General features: G+C 70.6%; 25 protein-coding genes. 9 read left to right on the top strand and 16 right to left on the bottom strand.

The window, feature by feature from the left end:
• Positions 1-64 precede the first annotated feature (64 nt).
• Positions 65-223, top strand: a complete 159-nt coding sequence (locus WH07_RS40195) for a hypothetical protein (protein WP_046494672.1) — start codon at positions 65-67, stop codon at positions 221-223.
• 55 nt (positions 224-278) lie between these two features.
• Here the strand turns inward: WH07_RS40195 and WH07_RS02340 are convergent, their stop codons facing one another.
• Positions 279-1172 carry an NAD-dependent epimerase/dehydratase family protein gene (locus WH07_RS02340; RefSeq protein WP_046494713.1) on the bottom strand — a complete coding sequence of 298 codons (894 nt, stop codon included), beginning with the start codon at positions 1170-1172 and terminating at the stop codon, positions 279-281.
• A gap of 150 nt (positions 1173-1322) precedes the next feature.
• On the opposite strand from WH07_RS02340, the gene WH07_RS02335 reads away from it, so the two are divergent.
• Positions 1323-2156 carry a helix-turn-helix transcriptional regulator gene (locus WH07_RS02335; RefSeq protein ID WP_046494670.1) on the top strand — a complete coding sequence of 278 codons (834 nt, stop codon included), beginning with the start codon at positions 1323-1325 and terminating at the stop codon, positions 2154-2156.
• A 74-nt stretch (positions 2157-2230) separates the two neighbouring features.
• Here the strand turns inward: WH07_RS02335 and WH07_RS02330 are convergent, their stop codons facing one another.
• The 5 genes from WH07_RS02330 to alsS all read right to left on the bottom strand — a co-directional run bounded on the left by WH07_RS02330 (position 2231) and on the right by alsS (position 7559).
• The gene (locus WH07_RS02330; RefSeq protein WP_046494667.1) at positions 2231-3433 is read right to left on the bottom strand and encodes an SPFH domain-containing protein; all 1203 of its coding nucleotides are present in this window, start codon (positions 3431-3433) and stop codon (positions 2231-2233) included.
• Positions 3434-3508: 75 nt separating this feature from the next.
• A complete protein-coding gene (locus WH07_RS02325) occupies positions 3509-3730 on the bottom strand; it encodes a hypothetical protein (protein ID WP_046494665.1) in 222 nt (73 codons plus the stop codon).
• Between the two features lie 238 nt (positions 3731-3968).
• The gene (locus WH07_RS02320) at positions 3969-4784 is read right to left on the bottom strand and encodes an SAM-dependent methyltransferase (RefSeq protein ID WP_046494711.1); all 816 of its coding nucleotides are present in this window, start codon (positions 4782-4784) and stop codon (positions 3969-3971) included.
• 230 nt (positions 4785-5014) lie between these two features.
• The gene (budA, locus tag WH07_RS02315; protein ID WP_232788681.1) at positions 5015-5830 is read right to left on the bottom strand and encodes an acetolactate decarboxylase; all 816 of its coding nucleotides are present in this window, start codon (positions 5828-5830) and stop codon (positions 5015-5017) included.
• Positions 5831-5873: 43 nt separating this feature from the next.
• Positions 5874-7559, bottom strand: coding sequence for an acetolactate synthase AlsS (alsS, locus tag WH07_RS02310; RefSeq protein ID WP_046494664.1), 1686 nt, complete (start codon positions 7557-7559; stop codon positions 5874-5876).
• Between the two features lie 283 nt (positions 7560-7842).
• Here alsS and WH07_RS02305 point away from each other — a divergent pair, with 283 nt between their 5' ends.
• On the top strand, positions 7843-9786 hold the full coding sequence (locus WH07_RS02305) for a multicopper oxidase family protein (RefSeq protein ID WP_046494661.1): 1944 nt from the start codon (positions 7843-7845) through the stop codon (positions 9784-9786).
• Positions 9787-9935: 149 nt separating this feature from the next.
• The gene (locus tag WH07_RS02300; protein ID WP_046494657.1) at positions 9936-10721 is read left to right on the top strand and encodes a lysophospholipid acyltransferase family protein; all 786 of its coding nucleotides are present in this window, start codon (positions 9936-9938) and stop codon (positions 10719-10721) included.
• A 127-nt stretch (positions 10722-10848) separates the two neighbouring features.
• Here WH07_RS02300 and WH07_RS02295 read toward each other — a convergent pair whose 3' ends face one another.
• The 8 genes from WH07_RS02295 to WH07_RS02260 all read right to left on the bottom strand — a co-directional run bounded on the left by WH07_RS02295 (position 10849) and on the right by WH07_RS02260 (position 17917).
• Positions 10849-12360 (bottom strand): alpha/beta hydrolase, encoded by a 1512-nt coding sequence (locus WH07_RS02295; protein ID WP_106409492.1) that lies wholly within the window; start codon positions 12358-12360, stop codon positions 10849-10851.
• 210 nt (positions 12361-12570) lie between these two features.
• Positions 12571-13311, bottom strand: a complete 741-nt coding sequence (locus WH07_RS02290; RefSeq protein ID WP_046494654.1) for an urease accessory protein UreD — start codon at positions 13309-13311, stop codon at positions 12571-12573.
• Positions 13308-13997, bottom strand: coding sequence for an urease accessory protein UreG (gene ureG, locus WH07_RS02285; protein ID WP_046494651.1), 690 nt, complete (start codon positions 13995-13997; stop codon positions 13308-13310). Before ureG ends, WH07_RS02290 begins: the two co-directional genes overlap by 4 nt.
• A 98-nt stretch (positions 13998-14095) precedes the next feature.
• Positions 14096-14800, bottom strand: coding sequence for an urease accessory protein UreF (locus WH07_RS02280; protein WP_046494649.1), 705 nt, complete (start codon positions 14798-14800; stop codon positions 14096-14098).
• Positions 14800-16521, bottom strand: coding sequence for an urease subunit alpha (locus WH07_RS02275; protein WP_046494647.1), 1722 nt, complete (start codon positions 16519-16521; stop codon positions 14800-14802). The genes WH07_RS02280 and WH07_RS02275 overlap by 1 nt, the downstream gene beginning before the upstream one ends.
• Entirely contained in the window at positions 16514-16825 is a 312-nt protein-coding gene (locus tag WH07_RS02270) for an urease subunit beta (RefSeq protein ID WP_046494645.1), read from the bottom strand. The genes WH07_RS02275 and WH07_RS02270 overlap by 8 nt, the downstream gene beginning before the upstream one ends.
• 13 nt (positions 16826-16838) lie before the next feature.
• On the bottom strand, positions 16839-17141 hold the full coding sequence (locus tag WH07_RS02265; RefSeq protein WP_046494643.1) for an urease subunit gamma: 303 nt from the start codon (positions 17139-17141) through the stop codon (positions 16839-16841).
• Positions 17142-17278: 137 nt separating this feature from the next.
• Complete coding sequence (locus WH07_RS02260) at positions 17279-17917, bottom strand: TetR/AcrR family transcriptional regulator (RefSeq protein ID WP_046494641.1); 639 nt, start codon at positions 17915-17917, stop codon at positions 17279-17281.
• Between the two features lie 165 nt (positions 17918-18082).
• On the opposite strand from WH07_RS02260, the gene WH07_RS02255 reads away from it, so the two are divergent.
• Positions 18083-19090, top strand: coding sequence for a hypothetical protein (locus tag WH07_RS02255; RefSeq protein WP_046494639.1), 1008 nt, complete (start codon positions 18083-18085; stop codon positions 19088-19090).
• A 123-nt stretch (positions 19091-19213) separates the two neighbouring features.
• Here the strand turns inward: WH07_RS02255 and WH07_RS02250 are convergent, their stop codons facing one another.
• Positions 19214-19504 carry a type II toxin-antitoxin system Phd/YefM family antitoxin gene (locus WH07_RS02250; RefSeq protein WP_046494707.1) on the bottom strand — a complete coding sequence of 97 codons (291 nt, stop codon included), beginning with the start codon at positions 19502-19504 and terminating at the stop codon, positions 19214-19216.
• Between the two features lie 84 nt (positions 19505-19588).
• On the opposite strand from WH07_RS02250, the gene WH07_RS02245 reads away from it, so the two are divergent.
• The 3 genes from WH07_RS02245 (at position 19589) to WH07_RS02235 (ending at position 21562) form a co-directional block, all read left to right on the top strand.
• Positions 19589-20242 carry an ATP-dependent Clp protease proteolytic subunit gene (locus WH07_RS02245; protein ID WP_046494636.1) on the top strand — a complete coding sequence of 218 codons (654 nt, stop codon included), beginning with the start codon at positions 19589-19591 and terminating at the stop codon, positions 20240-20242.
• Positions 20243-20249: 7 nt separating this feature from the next.
• Positions 20250-20558, top strand: a complete 309-nt coding sequence (locus tag WH07_RS02240; protein ID WP_046494634.1) for a hypothetical protein — start codon at positions 20250-20252, stop codon at positions 20556-20558.
• Between the two features lie 530 nt (positions 20559-21088).
• Positions 21089-21562 carry a C40 family peptidase gene (locus WH07_RS02235; RefSeq protein ID WP_046494632.1) on the top strand — a complete coding sequence of 158 codons (474 nt, stop codon included), beginning with the start codon at positions 21089-21091 and terminating at the stop codon, positions 21560-21562.
• Between the two features lie 186 nt (positions 21563-21748).
• Here WH07_RS02235 and WH07_RS02230 read toward each other — a convergent pair whose 3' ends face one another.
• The gene (locus WH07_RS02230; protein WP_046494630.1) at positions 21749-22180 is read right to left on the bottom strand and encodes an ATP-binding protein; all 432 of its coding nucleotides are present in this window, start codon (positions 22178-22180) and stop codon (positions 21749-21751) included.
• 261 nt (positions 22181-22441) lie between these two features.
• Here WH07_RS02230 and WH07_RS02225 point away from each other — a divergent pair, with 261 nt between their 5' ends.
• Positions 22442-23296, top strand: a complete 855-nt coding sequence (locus WH07_RS02225; RefSeq protein ID WP_046494627.1) for a helix-turn-helix domain-containing protein — start codon at positions 22442-22444, stop codon at positions 23294-23296.
• Positions 23297-23371 lie beyond the last annotated feature (75 nt).

Below are 23371 nucleotides of genomic sequence, written 5' to 3'. Positions count from 1 at the left end.
TAGCGCGAAAGGCCTGTCGCGGGCGACGATGGGCGCTACGGCCCCGGCCCCGAGGAGGACCCAGATGCCCCGCTCGACGAAGACGATGGGTGTGGTGACCGTCGGCGCGCTGGTCCTGGTGACGGGGTACACCGCGGTGCTCGGCGGGAACGGGTGGCTCTGGTTCGGGTGGGTGGTGCTCGCGCTGATCACCATCGCGATGACCGCCGCGCAAGGACGCTGAGCGGGTCGGAACGCCGGCCCCCGGGCCCGGACTCCGTGCGCCCGGCACTTGGTGCTCAGAGCACGCCCGCGTCCCTGGCCGTCCAGACCGAGGGGTACAGGGGCCGGAAACCCAGCTCGTCGCGGATCCGCAGGTTCGAGACGATGCCGTACCAGGGGTCGGTGTCCGTCCGGTCGCCCAGTCCCGCCGGCAGCGGTACGCCGTTGATCTGATGGGCCTCCACGGCGGTCAGCGGGGCGTCGTCCGCGATGTTGTACTTGCCCGCCGCCGTCCCGGGCGCGTACAGCAGCCGGATCAGTCCCTGGGCCACATCGGCGTGGTGGACCATGTGCAGCCGCTGGTTGCCGGCCCAGGAGGACGCCCACTGGAGTGCCTGGGCGAGATGCGGGTCGCCGTCCCCGTAGACGAAGGCGAGCGTGCCGATCCGTACGGTCATACCGCGCCCGTCCTCGCCGGGTTCGCCGTCGTGGCCACCGCTGTGGAGTGCGAGCAGACCTGCCTCCGCCTCGCCCTTGGACCGGGCGTACGCGCCCCACAGCGGGCCGCCGGGCACGGGCTCGTCGTCCTCGGTGAGCGGCCTGCCCCGGCCCGCGCCGTACACGAGGTTCGTGCTCACCTGTACGAAGCGGCTCACCCCGCTGTCCCGCGCGGCCCGGCCGAGGGTGAGCGCGCCGTCGCGGTTGACGGACCAGGCCTCCTCGTCCGGGACTCCGCGGAAGGCCGCCGCGATGTTCACCACCGCGTCCGCGCCGTTCAGCGCCGCGGGGAGGCTCTTCTCGTCCCGCAGATCACCGACCGCGACCTGCGCGCCCAGCGCGGCGAACGGCGCTCCGCGCTCCTCGTCCCGTACCAGTACCCGGACCGTGTCGCCCGGGGCGGCGCGCCGGAGCAGCCTCGGTACGAACCGGCGGCCGACCTGCCCCGTCACACCTGTCACCAGCGTCAGCATCGTCTTCTCTCCCTGTTCCGGTGTCACGCCCCGCGAGTCCTTCGCGGGCGGTTCCAGCCTGGCCGGGTGCCGTCCCGGCAGGGAGAGACGTCCCTGTCCTGGGACCGGCTCTCCCTGGATGCGCCCGCCGTCCGGCGGCATGCTGGAGGTGTGGACCGAGAAGAGCTGGCAGATTTCCTGCGCCGCTGCCGGGCGCGGCTGGATCCCGCGGATGTGGGGATGGAGGCCGGGTCCCGGCGCCGTACGCCCGGACTGCGGCGCGAGGAGGTCGCCCAGCTCACCGGGATGTCCGTGGACTACTACACACGGCTCGAACAGGGCCGGGGCTCACGGCCCTCGCGGCAGATGCTCACCGCGCTCGCACGGGCGCTGCGGCTGAGCGAGGACGAGCGGGACCATCTCTTCCATCTCACCGGCGAGGAGCCGCCGCGCGACAGCAACGCGTCCACGCATGTGCGGCCCGGGCTGATGATGATCCTGGACCGGCTGTACGACACGCCCGCGCAGGTGGTGAGCGACTGGGGCGAGGTGCTCGCGCAGAACGCCATGGCGGCGGCGTTGACGGGCCGGTCCGAAGTGGGCCGCAACATCGTCCTGCGCTACTTCACCGAGCCCGCGTCCCGGGCGCTGTTCCCGCCGGAGGCCCATGAGGAGCATGCCAGGGCGCATGTGGCCCAGCTCCGCTCGGTGCTGGCGGCCCGGCCGCGGGATCCGGGTCCGGCGCATCTCGTGGCCCATCTGCGGGCGGTCAGCGAGGAGTTCGCGGCGCTGTGGGAGGAGCACGAGGTGGCGGTGCGGCGCTCGTCGGTGAAGCGGTTCCTGCATCCGGTGGTCGGGCTGCTGGATCTGGACTGCGAGGTGCTGCTGAGCCCGGACCGGGGGCAGTTCCTGATCGTCCACTCGGCCCGGCCCGGTACCGAGACGCACGAGCGGCTCCAACTCCTGCGGGTGGTGGGCCTCCAGGACCTGACGCCGGACCGGTAGCAGCGCGGCGCCAGGGCTCGGGCCCCGGGGCCCGGTCGGGTCGCCCGGGGCCCGATCGGGTCGGGTCGGTCGGCTCAGTTGGACTCGGTGACGCGGAGCGAGGGCTTTCCGTTCACGCTCGCCGCCTTGTCGGCTCCGGGCGCCCCGTTCCTGAGCGCGTTGAGGATGGCCATGCCCTGGCCCACCAGGCCCGCCGCCATGTCGTTGACGCCGTCGGTGCCGTTCAGAACGGTCAGATTCGCACCCGAGATGCCCCGGGACGCCGCGTCGGCGAGCGCGGGGAGATTCTCCACGATGCGGTTGGCCGCGATGAGTTCCTGGTTGCCGTCCTTCAGCGACGCGGCACGGGCGGAGTTGGCGTCGGCCTGTGCCTGGGCGAGGGTGCGCTCGGTGTACGCGCCGCCGTCCGCCTCGAACTTCGCGCGGTCGCGGGCGGCCTCGGCGAGGGTGCGCTGCCGGTACGCCTCGGCGTCGGCGGGGCGCCTGACCTCGGCCTCCAGCCGCTGTGCGGCCAGTTGGGCCTGCCGCTCGGCCAACGCCGTCTGTTCCTCGATGGTTTCCTGCGAGTAGCGCGCCTCGGCCAGTGGTCCGGCCTGTGCGGCGCGGGCGTTGACCTGTTCCGTCTCGGCGTGGAAACCGGCCCGCTTGATCGCGGTGTCCCGTTCGTACTCGGCCTTGAGTGCGGCGGCCTGCTGTTCGCGTTCTGCCGCTTCCTGGTCCGATTTGGCCTGTGCGATCCGGGCCTGGCTCGCGACGGCCGCCGCGTGCGGGGCGGCGAGATTGTCGATATAGCCGGTGGCGTCGTCGATCTCCTGGATCTGGAGCGCGTCCACGACGATCCCCAGCTTCTCCATCTCGCTGTGACTGCCCTGCTTCACTTCCTGGGCGACCCGGTCGCGCTCGCGGATGATCTGCTCGACGGTCAGTCCGCCGACGATGGACCTCAGATGACCTGCGAAGATCCGGCCCACCAGCTCTTCCATCCGGTCCTGCTCCGCGAGGAAGCGGCGTGCGGCGTTGGCGATGGACACGGCGTCGTCGCCGACCTTGAACACGGCCACCGCACGGACCCGCAGCCGGATGCCCTGCTGGGTGACGCAGTCCTCGACGATCTCCGCCTCCCGCAGGGCCAGGGACAGCATGCGGGCCTTCTGCTTGATGGGCATGACGAAGCTGCCGTGCCCGGTGACGATCCGGAACTGGGTGTCCTGCGCCTGCCGTTTCGAACCGGAGATGAGCATCGCCTCGTTCGGCGCTGGAACATGCCAGAACAGCATGAGGAACTCCTGTCGTACTACGGGTCGTGCCGTATCGCGGGCCGTGCCGCGCGCGGAGAGACCGGGCCGGACATCTCAGGCGGGAAAGGGCTCGACGATCACCGAGCGCGCCGAAACGCACTCGGTGACGATGACACGCAGGTTTCTGCCGAGCGGGCGGTCCGCCCAGGCCGCATAGGCCTCGGAGCCGCCCCGTACGGAGACCAGTACCTCCCCGGGGCCGTCCGCCGGAATGGGCACGGTGACCCTGCCGATCGCGCCGACCGGGCTCTGCGCGGAGTCATCCGCCGCGTACATGGGCCGCCGCCCGCGTCCGTACGCCCGGCGCACCGGCCGTACCGGTCATCTCAGCCGCGATCATGGGACCACGCCTCCTGGAGGGCCACGCCTCCGACCTCGTACTTCGTCGAGGACGCCCCCGGCGAAGCGGCCGACGGCGACATACCCTCGATAAATTCACACTACTCCGCGGGCATCGGGAGAGCGTTCCGGCCGGAGGTGCGGCGGCGAGTGCGTGGCCCCGCGGGGCGTACCGTCAGGCGCCCTTGCGGGCGACGGCTCCGTACATGGCGATGTCGCGGTCGTCGATGGGCTCCTGGTCGGGGTCGGGCCGCCAGTGGTGGACCTGGGTCAGTCCCGGTTCGACCATGTCGAGCCCGGCGAAGAAGGTCAGCGCCTCGGCATGGGTACGGAGCTGCATGGGCATGCCCCGGCTCGCGTACTCGGCGGCCACCCGGCCCACCTCGACCGGGGCGAAATCGGCGGTCCCGATGGTCATCGCCAGGAAGCTGCCCTCGGGCAGCGGATCGAGAAGCCGCCGCACCAGACCGTGATCGTCGTCATTCTCCAGTATGAAGTGCAGAATGCCGATGATCATCAGGCCGACGGGCTCCTTCAGATCGAGCAACTCCTGGAACTGCGGGGAGTTGATGATCGCCTCGGGGTCCCGCATATCGGCGTCGACATAGGCGGTACGGCCCTCGGGGGTGCTGGTGAGAAGCGCGCGGGCGTGCGCCAGCACGATCGGGTCGTTGTCGACATAGACGATCCTGGCGTCCGGGCGCTCCTCCTGCACCACCTCGTGCACATTGGGGGAGGTGGGCAGACCGGTGCCGATGTCCAGGAACTGGCGGATGCCCTGTTCGCGCGCGAGATAGCGGGACGCGCGGTGCATGAACTCCCGGTTGGCACGCATGTGGACGGGCAGCGCGGGCCATCCCTCGCACATCGCGTCACCGGCCTCCTGGTCGACCGGATAGTTGTCCTTGCCGCCCAGGATGTAGTCGTAGACGCGCGCCGAATGCGCCTCGCCGGTATTGAATCGGTCGTCCGGAGAGCCCTGCGGTGCCACCTTCACTCCTCCCAGGTACCGGCGTTCCGCGTGCCGCGGACACCTGAGTACCACTCCCGGACCCGTCCGGTGCCCCGGCAGGGTCCGGCCCCGATCAAAGCCTTGGCCCGAGTGTAAGCGCTTGTTGATCTCTTGCGGTATGGCCTGAGCGGGAGGCTCGGCGACCGGCCGGGACGGTCAAGGGGAAGGAGAAGGTGAGGGAGGTGGTGTCAGTCGCCCTCCGTCCGCTGTCAGCCGCCTTCCGCCTGGCGGATCTGGTCGCCGAGGTGGCTGGTGCGGAGATCGGCCGTCAGGAACTCCTCCGACCGCGGAAGGCTCAGATGGAGCTCCGAGGCGGTGCTGATGGCGATGTCACCGTCGTCGATCCGGAAGTCCAGGGCATGGCCTCCGCCGTCACGCGCGGCGTTGAGGAAGTGCAGGTGGTAGCCGGCCACCGTGATGCCCTGCTCGTAGTCGGGCGAGCGGAACCCGGCCAGCGTCCCCGCCACATCGGTGAAGCGCGTCTCCGCCTGGCCCTCGGTGGCCTTGACCAGGGGCGGATAGGGCGGGCTCTGCTTCATCACGGTACGTGTACGCATGGAGCCGAAGGCGCCGGTGATCCGGATGGCGTGGACGAGATTCTCGCTGGGGATCGCCTTGTCGATCAGGGCGACGACATCGTCCCGGCCTGTGGGCCCGGTGATCTTGATGGTCGCCCCGGGCCGGAACCGGGTCACGGCGGCGAAGGGCGTGCGGTCCGTGGGCGCGGCGACCGCGGCCGTGCCGTCCGACCACAGGTGGTAGCAGGTGCCGTCGAGGACGACCATCTCACCGTCGAGCCGGTTGAACGTACCCAGCCCGAAGTCGCCATGGGTGAGCAGTTCCGCGATGGTGACCTCGCCCTCGTAGACACCGTCCAGCAGGGCGCCCATGGTGGAGGACTGATAGATCTCGGGGGCCGAGCCGCCCCGGTCGCGGGCCCCCGCGTCCCCGAAGCGGTGCGCGACCATCGTGCGCGCCCATCGCCGGAACCGGCCCGCCGCGGTGTGATGGCCGGACGCGTTCACGGGTGCCCCCTCCTCCGCGTCTTCCGCGCGACGGCGCACGGCATCACTCGAAGACCTCGTCGTGAAGCTGGGCGGCCAGGTCGGTGTTGTGGCTGTAGTCCACCGGTACGTCGACGATGGAGGGGCTGTCCTCGGCGAGCGCCCGTCGCAGTACGGAGCTGAACTCGTCCTGGTTCGTGACCCGGTAGCCGTGTGCCCCGAAGGCCTCGGCGTACTTCACCACGTCGTAGTCGCCGAGCTGGACGCCCGTCTTCCTGCCGTACTTCAGCACTTCCTGGAAGCCCACCATGTCGTAGGTGTTGTCGCGCATCAGGACATGGGTGAAGGTCAGGCCGAGCCGGGTGGCGGTCTCCAACTCCTGTGCGGAGAAGAGGAATCCGCCGTCTCCCGATACGGACACCACCTGGGTGCCGGGGCGCGCCATGCACGCCGCCATGGCCCAGGGAAGCGCGACGCCCAGGGTCTGCTGCCCGTTGGAGAACAGCAGATGGCGCGGTTCGTAGGCGCGGAAGTGGCGGGCCATGTAGATGTACACCGATCCGATGTCACAGGTGACGGTGGCGTCGTCGGTCAGGGCGTCGCGCAGATCCAGCACCACGGCCGCCGGATTGAGCCCGGCACCCGTCGGCGGGGCGGCCCGGGCGCGCTCGTCGACCTCGGCCAACTCCCTTTGCCCGTGGGCGATTTCGGCCTTGAAGGTCTCGCTCGGGGCCAACCCGGCCAGCCGCGCGCTCAGCTCTGCGAGGGTGGCGGCCACGCCGCCGCGCAGCTCCAGGGCCGGCTCGTAGTGGTTGTCGATCGCCGCGGGGAGGGCGTCGATGTGGACGACCGTACGGGCCGTGTCGGCGTTCCACATGACCGGGTCGTACTCGACGGGGTCGAACCCGATGGTGACCAGGACATCCGCATCGGCCACGAGGACATCGCCCGGCTGGTTGCGGAAGAGGCCGACCCGCCCGACGTAATGCCGCTCCAGAATCCGGGACATGACGCCCGCGGCCTGGAACGTCTCGGCCACCGGCAGCCCGGTCCCCGCGACCAGCGCCCGCAGCGCGGCACAGCTCTCGGGGTCGGCGGCCCGGGTACCGACCAGCAGGACCGGCCGCCGCGCCCGGCGGATGAGCTTCGCCGCCCGCTCGACGGCCTCCGCCGGAGCGGGGCCCATGGGCGGTACGGGCAGGGCGCGGGTGATCCCGGCGGTGGTGGGGGCCGCCTGGACGTCGGACGGCAGGACCACCGCGGCCGACCCGCGCGGCTCGGTGGCGGCGGCCCGGAAGGCGTTGGCGACCGTTTCCGGGACATTGTCCGGATCGCTGACCTCGCCGGTGAACTTGGTGACGGTCTTGAGGAGCGCGGCTGCGTCCATCGACTGGTGTGTCCGCTTGAGCCTGTTCTCGCGGCCGACCGCGCCGCACAGCGCCACCACGGGATCCTGCTCGGTGTTGGCGGTCAGCAGACCGGTCGCCAGATTGGCCGTGCCGGGGCCCGAGGTCACCAGGAGGACACCCGGCGTGCCGGTCAGCCTGCCGAACGCCGCCGCCATGAACGCGGCGTTCTGCTCGTGCCGGCAGACCACCAACCGCGGGCCCATATCGGCGAGTACGTCATAGGCCGCGTCGATCTTCGCTCCCGGCACTCCGAAGATGAACGGGACACCTTGTGACTGGACGGTCTCGATCGCCCGCTGTGCGCTGCGTACCGAGTCTTCCTTTTTCACGCTGGTGGCCATGGCGATGCCCTCCTCACCAGAAACACTCTATTTTGGTGACAGAACGGGCACACCTTGAGTACCGAAGGCAACGAACCGCGCCCACTGAGTGACCGGCCGACGGGCGCCGCTCCCGTTCGTCCCGGCCGCCCGCTTCGGTACGGGGCTGGGCGGCGGCTCGCCTCATCGGGTGACCCGTATCCGATCGCGGAGGGTTTCAGCGGCGATACGGGTATCTGTGTGTTGGTGTCTCGGGGCACCTCCTGGCGGTATGAGTCGAATCGACCGATGCACGGGAGGTCCGATGATCAGCAGACGGCGGGTCGTAGGCGCCGGTGTCGCCGGAGGCGTCTGTGTGTTCCTGCCCGGCGGGACCGCGTTCGCGGCCCGGGTGACGGCGGACGGGGTGCTCGGTCCGGAGACGATAGAGAAGTACGTCACCGAACTCGCGATACCGCCCGTGATGCCGCTGGACTCGCGGGACGGCCGGCCGGACCTCGACAGCTATACGGTCGGCGTCCGGCAGTTCCGGCAGCAGGTCCTGCCTCCGGGCAGTCCGGCCACGACTGTCTGGGGATACGGCTCCTCCCGGCACTCCGGCACCTTCCGCTACCCCGCCTTCACCATCGAGGCGGAGGCAGGCCGGGAGGTCCGGGTCACATGGGCCAATGATCTGCTCGACGCGCGAGGCGACTACCTGCCGCATCTGCTGCCGGTGGACCCCACGCTGCACTGGGCGAACCCTCCGGGCGGGATCTCCGGGCGGGACTCGTCACCGGTGTTCACCTCGACACCCGGCCCGTACACGGGTCCCGTACCCATCGTGACGCATCTGCACGGAGGGCGGAACGCCGAGGAGAGCGACGGCTACGCCGAGGCGTGGTACCTGCCCGACGCGCGGGACATCCCGGCGGGCTACGCGAGGACCGGGTCCTTCTACGACCGGTTCCGCGCGAAGTCCGAGGAACTGTTCGGTGCGCCATGGGGCCCGGGGAACGCCGTGTTCCACTACGCCAACCAGGGCCGGGCCGCCACGCTCTGGTTCCACGACCACGCCCTGGGCATCACACGGCTCAATGTGTACGCCGGCCTGGCGGGCTTCTACCTGCTGCGGGGCGGACCGTCCGACCTCGGCAAGCGGGTGCTTCCAGGGCCCGCGCCGAAACGCGGTGACCGGCCGGGCACGAGGTACTACGAGATCCCGCTCCTCATCCAGGACCGGTCGTTCCACACCGACGGCAGCCTGTTCTATCCGGCGAGCCGGGCGTTCTTCGACGGGTTCGAGGGACCGTACGTGCCGGAAAGCGACATGGCGCCGATCTGGAATCCGGAGTTCTTCGCCAACGCGATGGTCACCAACGGCAGTACCTGGCCGGTGCTGTCCGTGGAACCGCGCCGCTACCGGTTCCGGTTCCTCAACGGCTGCAACGCGCGCTTCCTGATCCTCAAGATCGTCAGCGACCCGCTGGCCCCCAGACCGGCCGCGCCGGTGCTTCCCTTCTGGCAGATCGGCAGTGAGGGCGGTTTTCTGCCGGCTCCCGTCCAGCGTGAGCAACTGCTGACCGCGCCGGCCGAACGCGCCGATGTCATCGTCGACTTCACCTCCATCCCGGTGGGGACCGAGCTGTACCTCATCAATGAGGGGCCGGACACCCCGTTCGGGGGCGGGACGGTGGGTACGGACTTTCCGCCGGCGGATCCGCAAACCACCGGTCAGGTCATGAAGTTCGCGGTGGGACCGCTCACCACGCCGGACAGGTCGGTACCGGTCTCGGAACTCGTACTGCCCCCGTTCGAGCCGCTGGGGGCGGCAAGCCGTACGCGGCAGGTCAGCCTGAACGAGGTCAACTCGGCCCGTCTCCAGGGTGTGGGTCCGCGCGCCGTGCTTCTCGGCATCCTGGACGCGTCGGGGCAGCCGGTGCCGCTGGGATGGGGCGATCCCGTCACGGAGAACCCGGCCCTGGGCGCGACCGAGATCTGGGAGATCCACAACCTGACGAAGGACGCGCACCCGATCCACATCCACGAAGTTCAGTTCCAGGTGGAGAACCGGCAGCCGGACGGGGAGGCGGCGCTCCCGCCGGAACCGTGGGAACGCGGTTTCAAGGACACGGTGATCGCGTATCCGAACGCCATCACCCGGGTGAAGGTCCGATTCGGCCAGGCGGGCCACTACATGTGGCACTGCCACATGCTGGAGCACGAGGACAACGAGATGATGCGGCCGCTTCGCGTCGGCCCGGCCTGAGGCCGGGAGTCGCCGTCACGGGCCGGAAGCCCTGTGCGGAGGCGGTTACAACGGGTGCCGCTCGCACTTACACTTACCCGCCGGAGCCCCCCACTGACCTGGGAAAACGGCAGCCCGGGAGCCCGGCGGGCCAGTGAGGAGCGCATCCCGTGTTCTATTACGTCCTCAAATATGTGCTGCTGGGGCCCCTGTTGCGGCTGCTCTTCCGGCCCCGGATCGAGGGCCTGGAACACATCCCGGCCCACGGCCCCGCCATCATCGCGGGCAACCATCTCTCGTTCTCCGACCACTTCCTGATGCCCGCGATCCTGAAGCGGCGCATCACCTTCCTCGCGAAGGCCGAGTACTTCACGGGCCCCGGTCTCCGGGGGCGGCTGACCGCCTTCTTCTTCCGCAGCGCCGGGCAGATCCCGGTGGACCGGTCGGGCAAGGAGGCCGGAGGGGCGGCGATCAGGGAAGGGCTGGCGGTACTGGGCAGGGACGAGTTGCTGGGGATCTATCCCGAGGGCACCCGCTCGCACGACGGACGGCTCTACAAGGGCAAGGTCGGGGTCGCTGTGATGGCGATCAGAGCGCAGGTGCCGGTGGTGCCGTGTGCCATGGTCGGTACGTTCGAGATCCAGCCGCCCGGTCAGGTGGTACCGAGCATCCGCCGGGTCACCATCCGGTTCGGCGAGCCGCTGGAGTTCTCGCGCTACGCCGGTCTGGAGCATGAGCGGGCGGCGGTCCGGGCGGTCACCGACGAGATCATGTACGCGATCCTGGGGCTGTCGGGGCAGGAGTACGTGGACCGCTACGCGGCCGAGGTGAAGGCCGAGCAGGCGAAGGGCAAACAGGCCGGCAAGCAGACCAAGGACAGGGGCAGGGGCAGGCGGACCGGGGGCGAGCAGAGCGGGGCCGGGCAGCCGAGGAAGTTCCTGCGGCGCCGGCGCTGACAGGGCCCGGAAACAGGGCGACCGGCCCTGGCCGGACCGGTCGCCCCCAACTCGTACGCGCTTCTCGTACGCGCTGCTCGTACTGCTCGTACGCGCTGCTCTTACTGGCTACGCGTACGTGTCGGCCTTACGGCTTCGGCGTGGCGTGCGGACCGCACGTCACATCGGCGCTGTCCAGCGCGCCGGTCAGCAGATAGGCCTTCACCCGGTCGTTGATGCACGGGTTCACCAGGTTGGTGATGCCGTGCGAACCGGCGTCCCGCTCCGTGATCAGACGCGAGCCCTTGAACCGCTTGTGCAGCTCGACAGCGCCCTCGTACGGCGTGGCCGCGTCCCGCGTGGACTGCGTGATCAGCACCGGCGGCAGTCCCTTGCCGGTCTTGACCTGAAGCGGGGTCTGCTGCTTGACGCCCCAGGTGGCGCACGGCAGGTTCAGCCAGGCGTTGGACCAGGTCAGGAACGGGTGGTCCCGGTGCAGCCGGGTGTTGTCCCGGTCCCAGGTCCGCCAGTTCGTGGGCCACTGCGCGTCCGCGCACTCGACGGCCGTGTAGACGGCGTTGCCGTTCTCGGCCGAGGCGTTGCCCTTGGTGTCGGACAGGTCCGGGGCCGCGGCGTCCACGAGCGCCTGGGTGTCACCTGCCAGGTAGTCGCTCCAGACCGAGGCGACGGGCACCCAACTGGAGTCGTAGTACGGGGCGCTCTGGAAGAGCCCGAGCAGCTCGGCGGGTCCGACGACCCCGCCGATCGGGTTCTTCTTGGCGGCGGCCCGCAGCTTCTCCCACTGCTGCTCGACGGCGGCGGGGGTGGAGCCGATGTGGAAGGCCGCGTCGTTCTGGGCGACCCACTTCATCCAGTCCTGGAAGCGGGTCTCGAAGGCGACGTCCTGGTCCAGGTTGGCCTGGTACCAGATCTTCTCCTTCGACGGGTTGACCACACTGTCGACGACCATGCGGCGCACATGGGTCGGGAACAGCGTGCCGTAGACGGCGCCCAGGTACGTACCGTACGAGACGCCCAGGTAGTTGAGCTTCTTCTCACCGAGCGCGGCCCTGATGACATCCAGGTCCCGGGCGGTGTTGGGCGTCGTCATGTGCGGCAGCATCCAGCCGCTGCGCTCCTTGCAGCCGTCCGCGTACTCGGCGGCGAGCTTGCGCTGGGCGCGCTTGTCGGCCTCGCTGTCGGGGACCGGGTCGAGCTTGGGCGCCTTGACGAACTCCTGCGGGTCGACACAGGAGATGGGGGTCGAGCGGCCGACCCCGCGCGGGTCGAAGCCCACGAAGTCGTACGCCTTCGCCGCGTCGGCCCAGATGGCGTTCTTGGTGACGACACGGCGCGGGAACGCCATGCCGGAACCGCCGGGACCGCCGGGGTTGTAGATCAGCGCGCCCTGGCGCTGGTCCTTGGTGCCCGTGCTGGCGATACGGTCGACGGCGAGCCTGATCTGCCGGCCGTTCGGCTTGGCGTAGTCGAGCGGGACGTTCACATAGCCGCACTGGATGGGCTTCTCCAGTGACCAGTCGGCCGGACAGTCCTGCCAGTCGATGCCCGCCTTCGCGGCCCGTTCCGCCGCGACCGTGGCGCCGTACGCCGCGGGGTCGCCGTGGCGGCGTCCGTCGGCGTTCGCCGCCGGAGCGGCCATGGCGCCGGCTATCAGCGTGCCCGCGAGCAGAGTGCCGGCCGAGCCGAGCACTGCGGTGCGTCTCAAGTGGAACCTCCCCCTGTTGTCTTTCGCTGCCTGCGGCAACGCGTTCGATGGGACTCCCCGGGATCCTTTCGTCTGTGGCGTCGCCGGGAACAGGCCATACCGGCGTTTCTTTACCGAACCAATAACCGGTGCGTGCTGTCCCGCTCAGCGGTACGCCGTGCCGTCCAGCGCCTCGTCCAGCACACGGCGCAGCCGCAGGGCGTCCGGCGCGACGGCCGTGATCAGAACGGCGGGTCCGGCCAGCGGAGTGAGTACGGCGGTCTCCCCCAGCAGCCGCGGTGAGGCCGGTTTCTCCTCGAACTCCGTTCCCACGAGCAGGAGTTGACCGACCGCTCGATGGCCGCCGAGGACCGCTCCGCCGTCCCAGCCGGCGGGGGCTCCGGGCCCGTAGGAAAGCTCCTGATCGAGGAGCGGGCGGCCCGCGCGCAGCACGGTGAGCCGGGTCGAGAGGGTGCCGGGCTCCTCACCGTGGCGGCCCAGGATCTGTTCCTCGCGGAGCAGCAGGCGCCCGGTGGCGGCGAGTTCGACGCGCGTACGCATCCGGAGGTCGCTGCCGTACGCGGAGACGAGCTGTTCCGGAAGCCAGTTCAGTGCGGCGCGCTCGCCGACGGTCAGCCGTACGTCGTAGTGGGCGGGTCCGGCGTCGCGTCCCGGCAGGGCGACCGTGGCGGCGGCGGAGTCCACGGTGAGCAGGGCGCCGTCCCGTACCTCCGCCTCGATCGCGAGCCGGTCGCCGCCGAGGGGCGCGCTCATCGCGCCGACGACGGTGACGCGGGCGCCGGGTCCGGTGGCGCGGGTACGGCGCAGCGCGAGCGGTCCCTCGCCCGCGAGCACCGGCAATCCGGCGGGGGTCGCGACGATACGTGCGGTGGCACGAACGCTCATACGGCGGGCGCTGCGGTCCAGTCGGCGAGGCGCCCGAGCACCCACTCCGTGACCGGCTCCACACCGCCCGGGGCCTTCAACGAGGTAAGGACGACGGGCAGTTCGCCGCGCTGCTCCTTGGCGTCGCGGGCCATTCTGCCGAGGTCGGAGCCGACATACGGCGCGAGGTCCGTCTTGTTGATGACGAGCAGATCGGCGGTGGTGACCCCGGGGCCGCCCTTGCGCGGGATGTCGTCGCCTCCCGCCACATCGATGACAAAGATCTGCGCGTCGACGAGGCCCTTGGAGAAAGTGGCGGTGAGATTGTCGCCGCCGGACTCGACCAGGATCAGATCGAGCGGCCCGGCGACGTCCTCCAGATCCTCGACGGCTTCGAGATTGGCGGAGATGTCGTCACGGATCGCGGTGTGCGGGCAGGCTCCGGTCTCCACGGCCTGGATGCGCTCGGGCGGCAGCACGGCTTCACGGAGCAGGAACTCGGCGTCCTCGCGGGTGTAGATGTCATTGGTGACGACGGCGAGCGAGAGCCGGTCGCGCAGGGCCCGGCAGAGCGCGGCGACGGCCGCGGTCTTCCCCGACCCCACGGGCCCGCCGAGCCCGATCCGCAGCGCCCGCCGCCTGCCGTCGGGCCGCACGGCGTCGGCACCGACGGCGGCCGGGCCCTGGTGACTGTGGTCGAGATGCATGGAGCGACTCCTGTCGGGACGGTACGGAGAGGTGTCGGGCGTACAGGGCGCGGATAGGGGGCCGGAGGTACGGGGTGGTCCCCCCGCCGGGGCGCCGGTCATGAGGCGAACAGCCTCACCGGCCAGGCCGCGTGGGCCTCCGCGCCGATGTCGAGCAGCGGCGCGGAGGCGGCGGGCAGCGCGCCGGTGCCTTCCCGCTCCGCCTGCCGCGCGTACTCCGCCGCCCGGCCCGCGACCCGGTCGAGGTCGGGTGCGAGGCGGGCGAGGACGGCGGTGGCCTCGAAGGGATCCAGGCTGAGGAGCCGTACGGCCGCGGTGGCGGGCCCGCCGACCGTCTCGTACACCGCGCAGTGCGCGGCGTCCTCCGGGCTCAGCCCGGCCGAGCGCGCGGTGAGCCCTAGCACCACCGGCTGGTGCGCCCCGCGCGGCCGGGCGGCGGCGAGCGCGTCCAGCTCCGGCCCCGGCCAGGTGGCGCGGGCGGCGCGCATGAGCTGCCGGCCGAGTCTGCGCGCCGTGGCCCGCAGCGCGGGCGAGGGAGTGCGGGCGTCGGCGGCCTCGTCCAGCACCAGCGGGTCGAGGCCCAGGGCCGCCGCGGCGGCCAGCGCCGCCGCGGTCAGCCCGGCGGTGTGCAGCCGCCCCCGGCAGAACACCGCCAGATCCCGGGCGTCGCGGATCCGCCCCGCCCTGACGGCCGCCTCGGCGCCGCCCGAGTGGGCATGGCCGCCCGCCGGGAACCGCCCGTCGGCGAGCACCAGCAGCGCGGCCCGGCCCGCGGACACCGGAGGCGCGTCCGGGGTGCCCATCAGAACAGGAAGTAGCGCTGGGCGAGCGGAAGTTCGGCGGCGGGCGCCGGCTCGACCGGCTCGCCGTCGATGGTCACCGCGAAGGTGTCGGCGTCGACCTCGACCCGCGGCAGCGCGTCGTTCTCCCGCATATCGGCCTTGGTGATCCGCCGGGTGTTGCCGATCGGTACGAACTCCTTGACCAGCCCGAGCCGTTCGGGCAGCCCGTCCTCAACGGCCGCCGGTGCCACGAAGTTGACCGAGCCGGAGGCCGCCGCCCGCCCCAGCGCCCCGAACATCGGGCGCGGCAGCACCGGTTGCGGGGTCGGGATGGAGGCGTTGGCGTCGCCCATCTGCGCGTACGCGATCTGTCCGCCCTTGATGACGAGCTGTGGCTTCACCCCGAAGAAGGCGGGATCCCAGAGCACCAGATCGGCGAGCTTGCCGGTCTCGACCGAGCCGATCTCGTGGTCGAGGCCCTGGGCGACCGCCGGGTTGATGGTGTATTTGGCGACATAGCGGCGTGCCCGGTGATTGTCGGCGCGGCCGTCTCCGGGCAGGGCGCCCCGGCGTTTCTTCATCACATGCGCGGTCTGCCAGGTGCGTGTGATCACTTCGCCGACCCGGCCCATGGCCTGGGAGTCGGAGGAGATGATCGAGATGGCGCCGAGGTCGTGCAGGATGTCCTCGGCCGCGATGGTGGAGGGCCGGATCCTGGACTCGGCGAACGCGAGGTCCTCGGGCACGGCCGGGTTGAGATGGTGACAGACCATCAGCATGTCGAGGTGTTCCTCGATGGTGTTGACGGTGTGCGGCCGGGTCGGGTTGGTGGAGCTGGGCAGTACGTACGGCTCGCCGACGACGGTGATGATGTCCGGGGCGTGCCCGCCGCCCGCGCCCTCGGTGTGGTATGCGTGGATGGTGCGTCCCGCGATGGCCGCGAGGGTGTCCCCGACAAAGCCCGCTTCGTTCAAGGTGTCGGTGTGGATGGCGAGTTGGGCGCCCGACTCCTCACAGACGCTCAGACAGGCGTCGATGACGGCGGGCGTGGCGCCCCAGTCCTCATGGATCTTGAACCCGAGGGCGCCGCCGCGCAGTTGGGAACGCATCGCCTCGCGCGACATCGTGTTGCCCTTGCCGAGCAGCCCGACATTGACCGGGAAGGTCTCCAACGCCTCGAACATCCGGGCGAGATGCCAGGGTCCGGGGGTGATGGTGGTGGCCTTGGTGCCCTCGGCCGGTCCGGTGCCGCCGCCGACAAGGGTGGTGATACCGGTCGCCAGTGCCTGCTCGACGACGGTCGGCGAGATGAAGTGGACATGCGCGTCGATCGCACCGGCGGTGACGATCCTGCCGTTGCCCGCGATGACTTCGGTCTCGGGCCCGATGACCAGATCGGGGTGGACGCCGTCCATGGTGTCGGGGTTCCCGGCCTTGCCGATACCGGTGATACGGCCGTCCCGTACGCCGATGTCGGCCTTGACGATGCCCCAGTGATCGATGATCAGAGCGCCGGTGATCACGGTGTCGGGCGCGCCCTCGGCCCGGGTCGTACGGGACTGGCCCATCGACTCGCGGATCACCTTGCCGCCGCCGAACACCGCCTCGTCCCCGGCACGGCCCGGTCCGCCGGAGCGGTCCTCCTCGATCTCGACCAGCAGACCGGTGTCGGCGAGACGGACCCGGTCGCCGGTGGTGGGGCCGAAGAGATCCGCGTACACGGCGCGGGACAGCTCAGTCATCGAGGGACCCTCCGGTCTCGCCCCGCAGGCCCGGTACGACCCGCAGACCGGCGAGCGGTACGAGCGCGATCTCGACCGGGACGCCGGGTTCGAAGCGTACGGCGGTGCCGGCGGCGATGTGCAGCCGCTTGCCGCGCGCGGCGGCGCGGTCGAACTCCAGACCGGGGTTGGCCTCGGCGAAGTGGTAGTGGGAGCCGACCTGGACGGGCCGGTCTGCGGCGTTGAGCACGGTGAGCCGGGTGACCTCGCGGCCCTCGTTCAGGACCACGGGCTCGTCCGCGTACAGGATCTCTCCGGGAATCATCGGCGCGCCCTCCTCAGACGATCGGGTCGTGGACGGTGACCAGCTTGGTGCCGTCCGGGAAGGTGGCCTCCACCTGGACGTCGTGGATCATCTCGGGAATACCGTCCATGACATCGGCCCGGGAGAGCACCTTCCGTCCCGACGCCATGAGTTCGGCGACCGTACGCCCGTCCCTGGCGCCTTCGAGGAGGTGCACGGTGATCAGGGCGACCGCCTCGGGGTGGTTGAGCCGCAGCCCCCGGGCCCTGCGCCTGGCCGCGACATCCGCGGCCACATGGATCAGCAGCCGTTCCTGCTCGTGCGGGCTCAGTTGCACGCTTCCACCTCATCGTCTCCGGCCCGGTGGCTGGCCGGGCGCAGCGGAACCCCGGCCGATGCCGGCGCTCTGCCGGATCACGACCGGGATGCTCGTGGTCCGGCCTCGCACGGTAGGGCGCACATTTTTCCGGCGCGTTAACTGATCTCCCGACCGCCCATCGACATTAGACCCCGCACACCGTTCTGGAGCACCTCGACGGGCACCACGGGGGAGCCGTCGCCGAACAGCGCCTCCTGGGCGGCGAATCCCTGGCAGACGGCGATCATGGTCCTGGCGACATCGGCCGCGGGGACGTCCGCGCGCATCAGTCCGGCCTCCTGATACGCCTCGACGACCTTGATCCAGGCCGCGCGCACACTCTCGTACCCCTCGCGCAGCACCGCCGCCAGCTCCTTGTTGCGCAGCGTCTCGGCCCACACCTGGATCAGCAGACGCGCGAAGTCGGCCGGGGTCTCCCACTTCGGCACGACGCCACCGCCCAGGACCCGGCTCATCACCTTGCCGACCACGACGTCCGGCGGCTCGGGCGGGCGGCGCAGCGCGGCCTCCTCGAACGCGTCCCTGATGAGATTCAGCACCTCGGTGACGATGGCCCCGATCAGCTCCTCCTTGCCGCTGAAGTAGCGGTAGACGGCGCCTGCGGAGAGGTCGACCTCGCGGAGGACGTCCTGCATCGACGTGGCGTGGAAGCCGTTACGGGCGAAGCAGTGCGCGGCGCCCTCGATGATCTGGCGGCGACGGGCGTCGAGGTGTTCCTGGGATACGCGGGCCATGTCGCCAATGTAAAACGAACATTCCTTCTTGACAAGCGCCGGTCAGCCGGAGACAGTGGCGGTACGAGCAAAACGAACGATCCTTCTTTTTACTTCCCGGCTCTGCCGCCCGGGCCAGCGGCCCAGGCCATTCCCCTCCCGACAAACCCTGAATCGAGGCGCAGCATGTCCGCTCCGGCCCCGTCCGGAACCGCCGCGACCCGGCGCATGATCGCGGTGCTGGTCCTGGTCCCCGTCGCCGTGGCGCTGGCCCTGTGGGCCTTCGCCTGGCCCGCCGCCCGTATCGCCCCGCGCGACCTGCCGGTCGGACTGGCCGGCCCGGCCGAGGCCGTGGCCCCGCTGGAGCGGGGGTTCGCGGAGCAGGCGGGCGCCTTCGAGCTTCACCGGTACGAGGACGAGGCCGCCGCCCGTACGGCCATCGAGGACCGGGCCGTATACGGCGCGGTGGTGGTCACCCCGAAGGGGCCCAGGCTGCTGACGGCGACGGCGGCGAGCCCGGTGGTGGCGCAATTGCTCACCCAGGCGGTCACCGCCCGGGCCCCCGCCGGGACGGAGATCCCGGTGACCGATGTGGTCGCGGCGCCCGCCGGGGATCCCCGGGGCAGCGCGCTCGGGGCAAGCGCTCTGCCGATGTCGCTGGCGGGGGTCGCGTCGGGCGCGGTGGTGACTCTGCTCGGGCTGCGCGGCACGCGCGCCGTGCTCACCCTGGTCGGCGCGGCGGCACTGGTCGGGATCATCGCCACGGCGATGGCGGACAACTGGCTGGGGGTGATCACCGGCGACTGGTGGGCCCAGGCCGGGGCGTTCGGGCTGACCGTCCTGGCCATCGGCGCGGCGGCCGCCGGACTCGCGGCGCTGATCGGACAGGCGGGGCTCGGGATCTCGGGCCTGCTGATGGTGCTGCTGGGCAATCCGTTCTCGGGGATGACGAGCGCGCCCGAGCTGCTGCCGGAGCCGACCGGTCTGATCGGTCAGTTGCTGCCGCCGGGCGCGGGCGGCACGCTGATCCGCTCGGTGGCGTTCTTCGACGGCGCCGCTGCGGGGCCCGCGCTGCTGACGCTCGCGCTGTGGGCGGGGCCCGGTCTGGCGGCGGTGCTGGCCGGCGCCCGCCGCCGGGGGCCCGCCCCCGCCGAATCCGGGACCCGCACCCCGGAACCGGCCCTGGCCGGCTGACACCGCGGCATCAGCCCTTGATCACCGGACAGGCCCGGACGGCCGGTCCGGTGATCGAGGGCTTTTCCGTCGGGGGCCTTTCCGTCGAGGACTTCTCCGGCCGGCCCTCGTTCCGGGCAGCGGCTAGTCCCGCTCCGGCCTGTGCTCCGAAGGCCGGTGTTCGGCCGCGATCCCGAAACGCCGCCGTTCGCCCGGAGCGGACGGCGCGGGCCGGATCGCGGAGACCGCGCTGATCACCCGCTCCTCCGCCACCTCCCGCTCCGTTTCGAGTCGCTCCAGGTCAGCGGCGGAAACCAGCGCGACAAGCGGCTTCCCGTGCCGGGTCACGACCACTCGCTCACCGCCGTACACCACACGGTTGATCAGATCGGCGAGCTCTGCCCGGGCTTGCGTCACCGGAATCTCGTAGGCCATGCTCCCCATCATAACGGCCTGTACGTCCTGTACATTTTTTACGTATCAGAGCCCTGCGTACCAGATCCTGGGGAGAGGTATCCGATGCACCGTCCTTCGGCCCGCTATGTCCTGCCCGAGTTCACCGAGCGCACCTCCGGCGGGTTCCGCACGCTCGATCCGTACTCCAAGCTCCTGGACGAGCGGATCATCTTCCTCGGCACCGCCGTCGACGACACCGCCGCCAACGATGTGATCGCGCAGTTCCTGCATCTCGAATACGCCGCGCCCGACCGGGACATCAGCCTCTACATCAACTCCCCCGGCGGCTCGCTCAGCGCCATGTCCGCGATCTACGACACGATGCAGCTCGTCACCTGCGATGTGGAGACGACCTGTCTCGGCCAGGCCGCCTCCACCGCCGCCCTCCTGCTGGCGGCCGGCACGCCCGGGAAGCGGATGGCGCTGCCGGGCGCGCGTGTCGTCGTACAGCAGCCCGCGATCGAGGAGCCGGTCAGGGGGCAGCCGTCGGATCTCGTGATCCAGGCGGAGGAACTGCTGCGGCTGCGCGCCGTGCTCGCGTCGCTGCTCTCGCGGCACACCGGCCAGAGCGAGCGACGGATCACCGAGGACATCGAGCGGGACCGGATCTTCACAGCGGCCGACGCCAAGGCGTACGGTCTGGTCGATCATGTGGTCCAGAACCGCAAGACGTCCCTCACCACGGCACGCCCCTTCGGTTCTCCCGGCAGCCGGTGACACGCCGATGCCGTCACCCGAACTTCCGCCGCTGCCCGCCCTGACCCGCGCCGAGGGGGACTTCGTCGACAGCTTCCTCCAGGTCGTCGATCTGCTGGGGCGGATCAGCCCGGCGCGCGGCTCGGACACGTACAGCGCGCTGCGGGCGGCACAGGCGCTGCCCGCCCAGGCCACGGCCCTGCGGGACGCCCTGACGGCGATGCACACGCGGGGCGAGACCGAGCTGCACAGCGCGACGCTGGTCCGCGCGCTGCGGGTGCTGGACGGCGAGCGGCGCGCCGGGCGCGTGGCGCTGCCACCCGAGGTCACCGAATGAGCCCCGACACGCCATGACCCCCCGTCCGTTCCCGTATGGAGGGCGTCCGTACGGGAACGCTTGGCCCGTACGACGTACGGCGCGACGGGACGCGCGGGGGGAGTCAAGTTGCGCGGGGCGGCCGGACGCGCGAAGCGCACCCCGGCTGCCTGCGAGGTACGGCACTCATCGGGGTCCGGGGCCCCGGAACGACACACCGCTCCGCCACCCGATTGGAACAGGCGTGACGAACTTCACATAGCGTCGTTTCTCCTCGGAATTCATCTGATTACGGGCCAAGATCCCTGGGACGACAAGCCCCCGCCATCCACGGCGGGGCGGTCCGGGCGGACGCCGAGTCCTGCCGCCGTTCCGGATGACTGGTCGACAGGAGTGGATCGGCAGGAGTGGAGGACCCGAGCAGTACGGGACGGCCACGCAGCTCGTTACGAGGCCGTCTCTTGGGGTGAAGCCGCTGACGCGGCCGGGCATCTTCGCCTGTCCGAACCCGACAGGTCATCCTTCACAGGCGGCTGACGAAGGGTTGCGCGATGAATGCGCAGACAAATGTCCCGTCTCTGTTGTCCCGGGCCGGTGCCGTGTCGGTCCTCACGATCGCGGCCGTCGGCGGCACGATACTGGCGCCCGGCGCCACGTCCGAGGCCCAGGCCGCCACACGCGCCGCCAAGGCCCTCCGGGTGGCCGCTTCCAAGGAGGGCTCCCCCTATCAGTGGGGTGCCACCGGGCCCCATCGCTTCGACTGCTCGGGCCTGACGCTCTACTCGTTCAAGAAGGCGGGGAAGAAGCTCCCGCGCACCGCCCACCAGCAGTACAACAAGACGCGCCACATCCCGGCCTCGCACCGGCGCAAGGGCGACCTGGTGTTCTTCCACTCGCGAGGCTACGTCTACCACGTCGGTATCTACGCCGGACGCGGGAAGATCTGGCACTCGCCGAAGACCGGAGCGCTCGTACGGCTCGAACGCATCTGGTCCCGGGGCGTCCTCTACGGCCGGGTGAACTGACCGGCACGACATGCCCGGACCGGCCGGTGCGCGCCCGGCCGGTCCAGGGAGTCCCCCCCCCAAGCCGTACGAAGCAACCAAGCCGTACGCGGAATGCCATACCAGGAAGACCGTACGGGGAAGGCCGTACGGGGAAGGCCGTACGGGGAAGGCCGTACGGGGAAGGCCGTACGAGAGCCTGAAGCGTCAGCTCTGGACCGGTACCGTCCAGGGCAGTGCGATCCAGACCGTTTTGCCCCCCTCCGCGGTCGGTGTGACCGTCACCTGTCCGCCGCCCTCCGCCGTCAGCGAGCGGACGATCACCATGCCGCGGCCATTGTCCTGCTGCACGGCCGCGGGCAGCCGCTGCGGCCAGCGGGGATGACTGTCCGTCACTCCGACCCTGAGCTGTTCGTCCCGGTCGAGCACGATCTCCACGGTGAAGGTGGGCGACTGGCCGAAGGTGTGCTGCACCGCGTTGGTCGCCAGCTCCGACACGATCAGCCGCACGGCGTCGGCCGTCTCGGCCTCCCCCGGCAGACCCCACTCGGTCAGCAGGTCCGCGACATATCTTCGGGCCGCCGGTACCGACGCGGGATCGCTCGGCAGCGTGATGGATGCTTCCTGATGGTCTGCCATGGCGACGCCGTCCCTTTCCCGCCGGACCTGACTCCGGCGCAGTGCGGATGACTGCGCGGACGGCCTCGGACTGTGCTCAGCGTGCCACTCATCCTGCCGTTCACATCGCCGATCCACCGAGATCTGCATATATCTGTCGCTCGAAGTGGTGAACTCTGCTACGCGAGACCGTATTTGGGCGGCGAAAAGATAACTTCTCCGCCGCGGCGCCCTGGCGCGTACGAGACGCTTACCGGAGCGGTTCGGGGAAGGGAATTAATCATGCGGCATATTCCGGCGGTACGCCGGCGCAGGCTCGGGGAGGAATTGCGCAGGCTGCGCCAACGGGCGGGGCTCACCAGTGGCGAGACGGCGCGGCTGCTCGGCTGGCACCAGTCGAAGGTGAGCCGGATCGAGACGGGCGTCAGCGGGGTGAAGGACGAGGACCTGGCGGCGCTGCTGGACGCGCTGGGCATCTCGGATCCGCAACTGCGGGCGCTGCTGGGCGCGTTGGCGGGGATCACGGGCGGCGGCCCGGGGTGGTGGAAGGCGTACGGCGGGGTGATCCCGCCCCGCTACCGGGACTTCATCAGCCTGGAGTCCCAGGCCTCCTCGGCCCGTACGCTGGAGACCTCGGTGGTGCCGGGACTGCTCCAGACGCCGGACTACGCGCGCGCCGTGACCCGCGCCGCGCTGGACGGCCTGCCCGCCACGACGGTCGACTCCCTCGTCGAGGTACGGCTCGCCCGGCAGGAGGTGCTGCACTCCGCGGCGCCGCTCGAACTGTACGCCGTGCTGGACGAGGCGGTGCTCCGGCGCGAGGTGGGCGGTCCGGGGGTGATGCGGGATCAGCTCCGCCGGCTGTCCGAGCTGGCCGCGCTGCCGCAGGTCTGTCTCCAGGTGCTCCCGTTCACCGGGGGCGGCTATGTCGGACTCACCGGGCCTTTCGTCGTTTTCTCATTCCCGCATATTGCTGATCTGGATTTGGTCGTTCTCGACCATTTGACGAATAGCCTCTATCTGGAACGGAAAGAAGACCTTGAGGCGTACTGCGCCGCGTTCCGTACGATGCAGGCGCATGCCCTCCCGCCCGAAGAATCATTGGATCTCATCGCCGGGATCGGTGACGGCGTGTAGGGAGCATCATGGCCGCCTACCTCGCACAGCCCCCTGTCCAGACTTCATCCTCATCCTCCACCCCCCGCACATCCC

Origin of the sequence: Streptomyces odonnellii, assembly GCF_000981895.1 — a bacterium.
GTDB lineage: Bacteria > Actinomycetota > Actinomycetes > Streptomycetales > Streptomycetaceae > Streptomyces > Streptomyces odonnellii.
Note: the sequence above shows the minus strand (reverse complement) of the source record. Positions and strands in the feature narration are given on the sequence as shown.

Coding starts and splice junctions, on each gene's coding strand:
- WH07_RS02240 (WP_046494634.1), top strand. CDS start 20,250: ATGCCGTCACCCGAACTTCCGCCGCTGCCCGCCCTGACCCGCGCCGAG.
- WH07_RS02290 (WP_046494654.1), bottom strand. CDS start 13,311: ATGAGCGTTCGTGCCACCGCACGTATCGTCGCGACCCCCGCCGGATTG.
- WH07_RS02325 (WP_046494665.1), bottom strand. CDS start 3,730: ATGTACGCGGCGGATGACTCCGCGCAGAGCCCGGTCGGCGCGATCGGC.
- WH07_RS02275 (WP_046494647.1), bottom strand. CDS start 16,521: ATGACTGAGCTGTCCCGCGCCGTGTACGCGGATCTCTTCGGCCCCACC.
- WH07_RS02235 (WP_046494632.1), top strand. CDS start 21,089: ATGAATGCGCAGACAAATGTCCCGTCTCTGTTGTCCCGGGCCGGTGCC.
- WH07_RS02330 (WP_046494667.1), bottom strand. CDS start 3,433: ATGCTGTTCTGGCATGTTCCAGCGCCGAACGAGGCGATGCTCATCTCC.
- WH07_RS02225 (WP_046494627.1), top strand. CDS start 22,442: ATGCGGCATATTCCGGCGGTACGCCGGCGCAGGCTCGGGGAGGAATTG.
- WH07_RS40195 (WP_046494672.1), top strand. CDS start 65: ATGCCCCGCTCGACGAAGACGATGGGTGTGGTGACCGTCGGCGCGCTG.
- WH07_RS02340 (WP_046494713.1), bottom strand. CDS start 1,172: ATGCTGACGCTGGTGACAGGTGTGACGGGGCAGGTCGGCCGCCGGTTC.
- WH07_RS02230 (WP_046494630.1), bottom strand. CDS start 22,180: ATGGCAGACCATCAGGAAGCATCCATCACGCTGCCGAGCGATCCCGCG.
- WH07_RS02305 (WP_046494661.1), top strand. CDS start 7,843: ATGATCAGCAGACGGCGGGTCGTAGGCGCCGGTGTCGCCGGAGGCGTC.
- WH07_RS02255 (WP_046494639.1), top strand. CDS start 18,083: ATGTCCGCTCCGGCCCCGTCCGGAACCGCCGCGACCCGGCGCATGATC.
- WH07_RS02260 (WP_046494641.1), bottom strand. CDS start 17,917: ATGGCCCGCGTATCCCAGGAACACCTCGACGCCCGTCGCCGCCAGATC.
- WH07_RS02250 (WP_046494707.1), bottom strand. CDS start 19,504: ATGGCCTACGAGATTCCGGTGACGCAAGCCCGGGCAGAGCTCGCCGAT.
- ureG (WP_046494651.1), bottom strand. CDS start 13,997: ATGCATCTCGACCACAGTCACCAGGGCCCGGCCGCCGTCGGTGCCGAC.
- WH07_RS02245 (WP_046494636.1), top strand. CDS start 19,589: ATGCACCGTCCTTCGGCCCGCTATGTCCTGCCCGAGTTCACCGAGCGC.
- WH07_RS02270 (WP_046494645.1), bottom strand. CDS start 16,825: ATGATTCCCGGAGAGATCCTGTACGCGGACGAGCCCGTGGTCCTGAAC.
- WH07_RS02280 (WP_046494649.1), bottom strand. CDS start 14,800: ATGGGCACCCCGGACGCGCCTCCGGTGTCCGCGGGCCGGGCCGCGCTG.
- WH07_RS02295 (WP_106409492.1), bottom strand. CDS start 12,360: ATGGCCGCTCCGGCGGCGAACGCCGACGGACGCCGCCACGGCGACCCC.
- alsS (WP_046494664.1), bottom strand. CDS start 7,559: ATGGCCACCAGCGTGAAAAAGGAAGACTCGGTACGCAGCGCACAGCGG.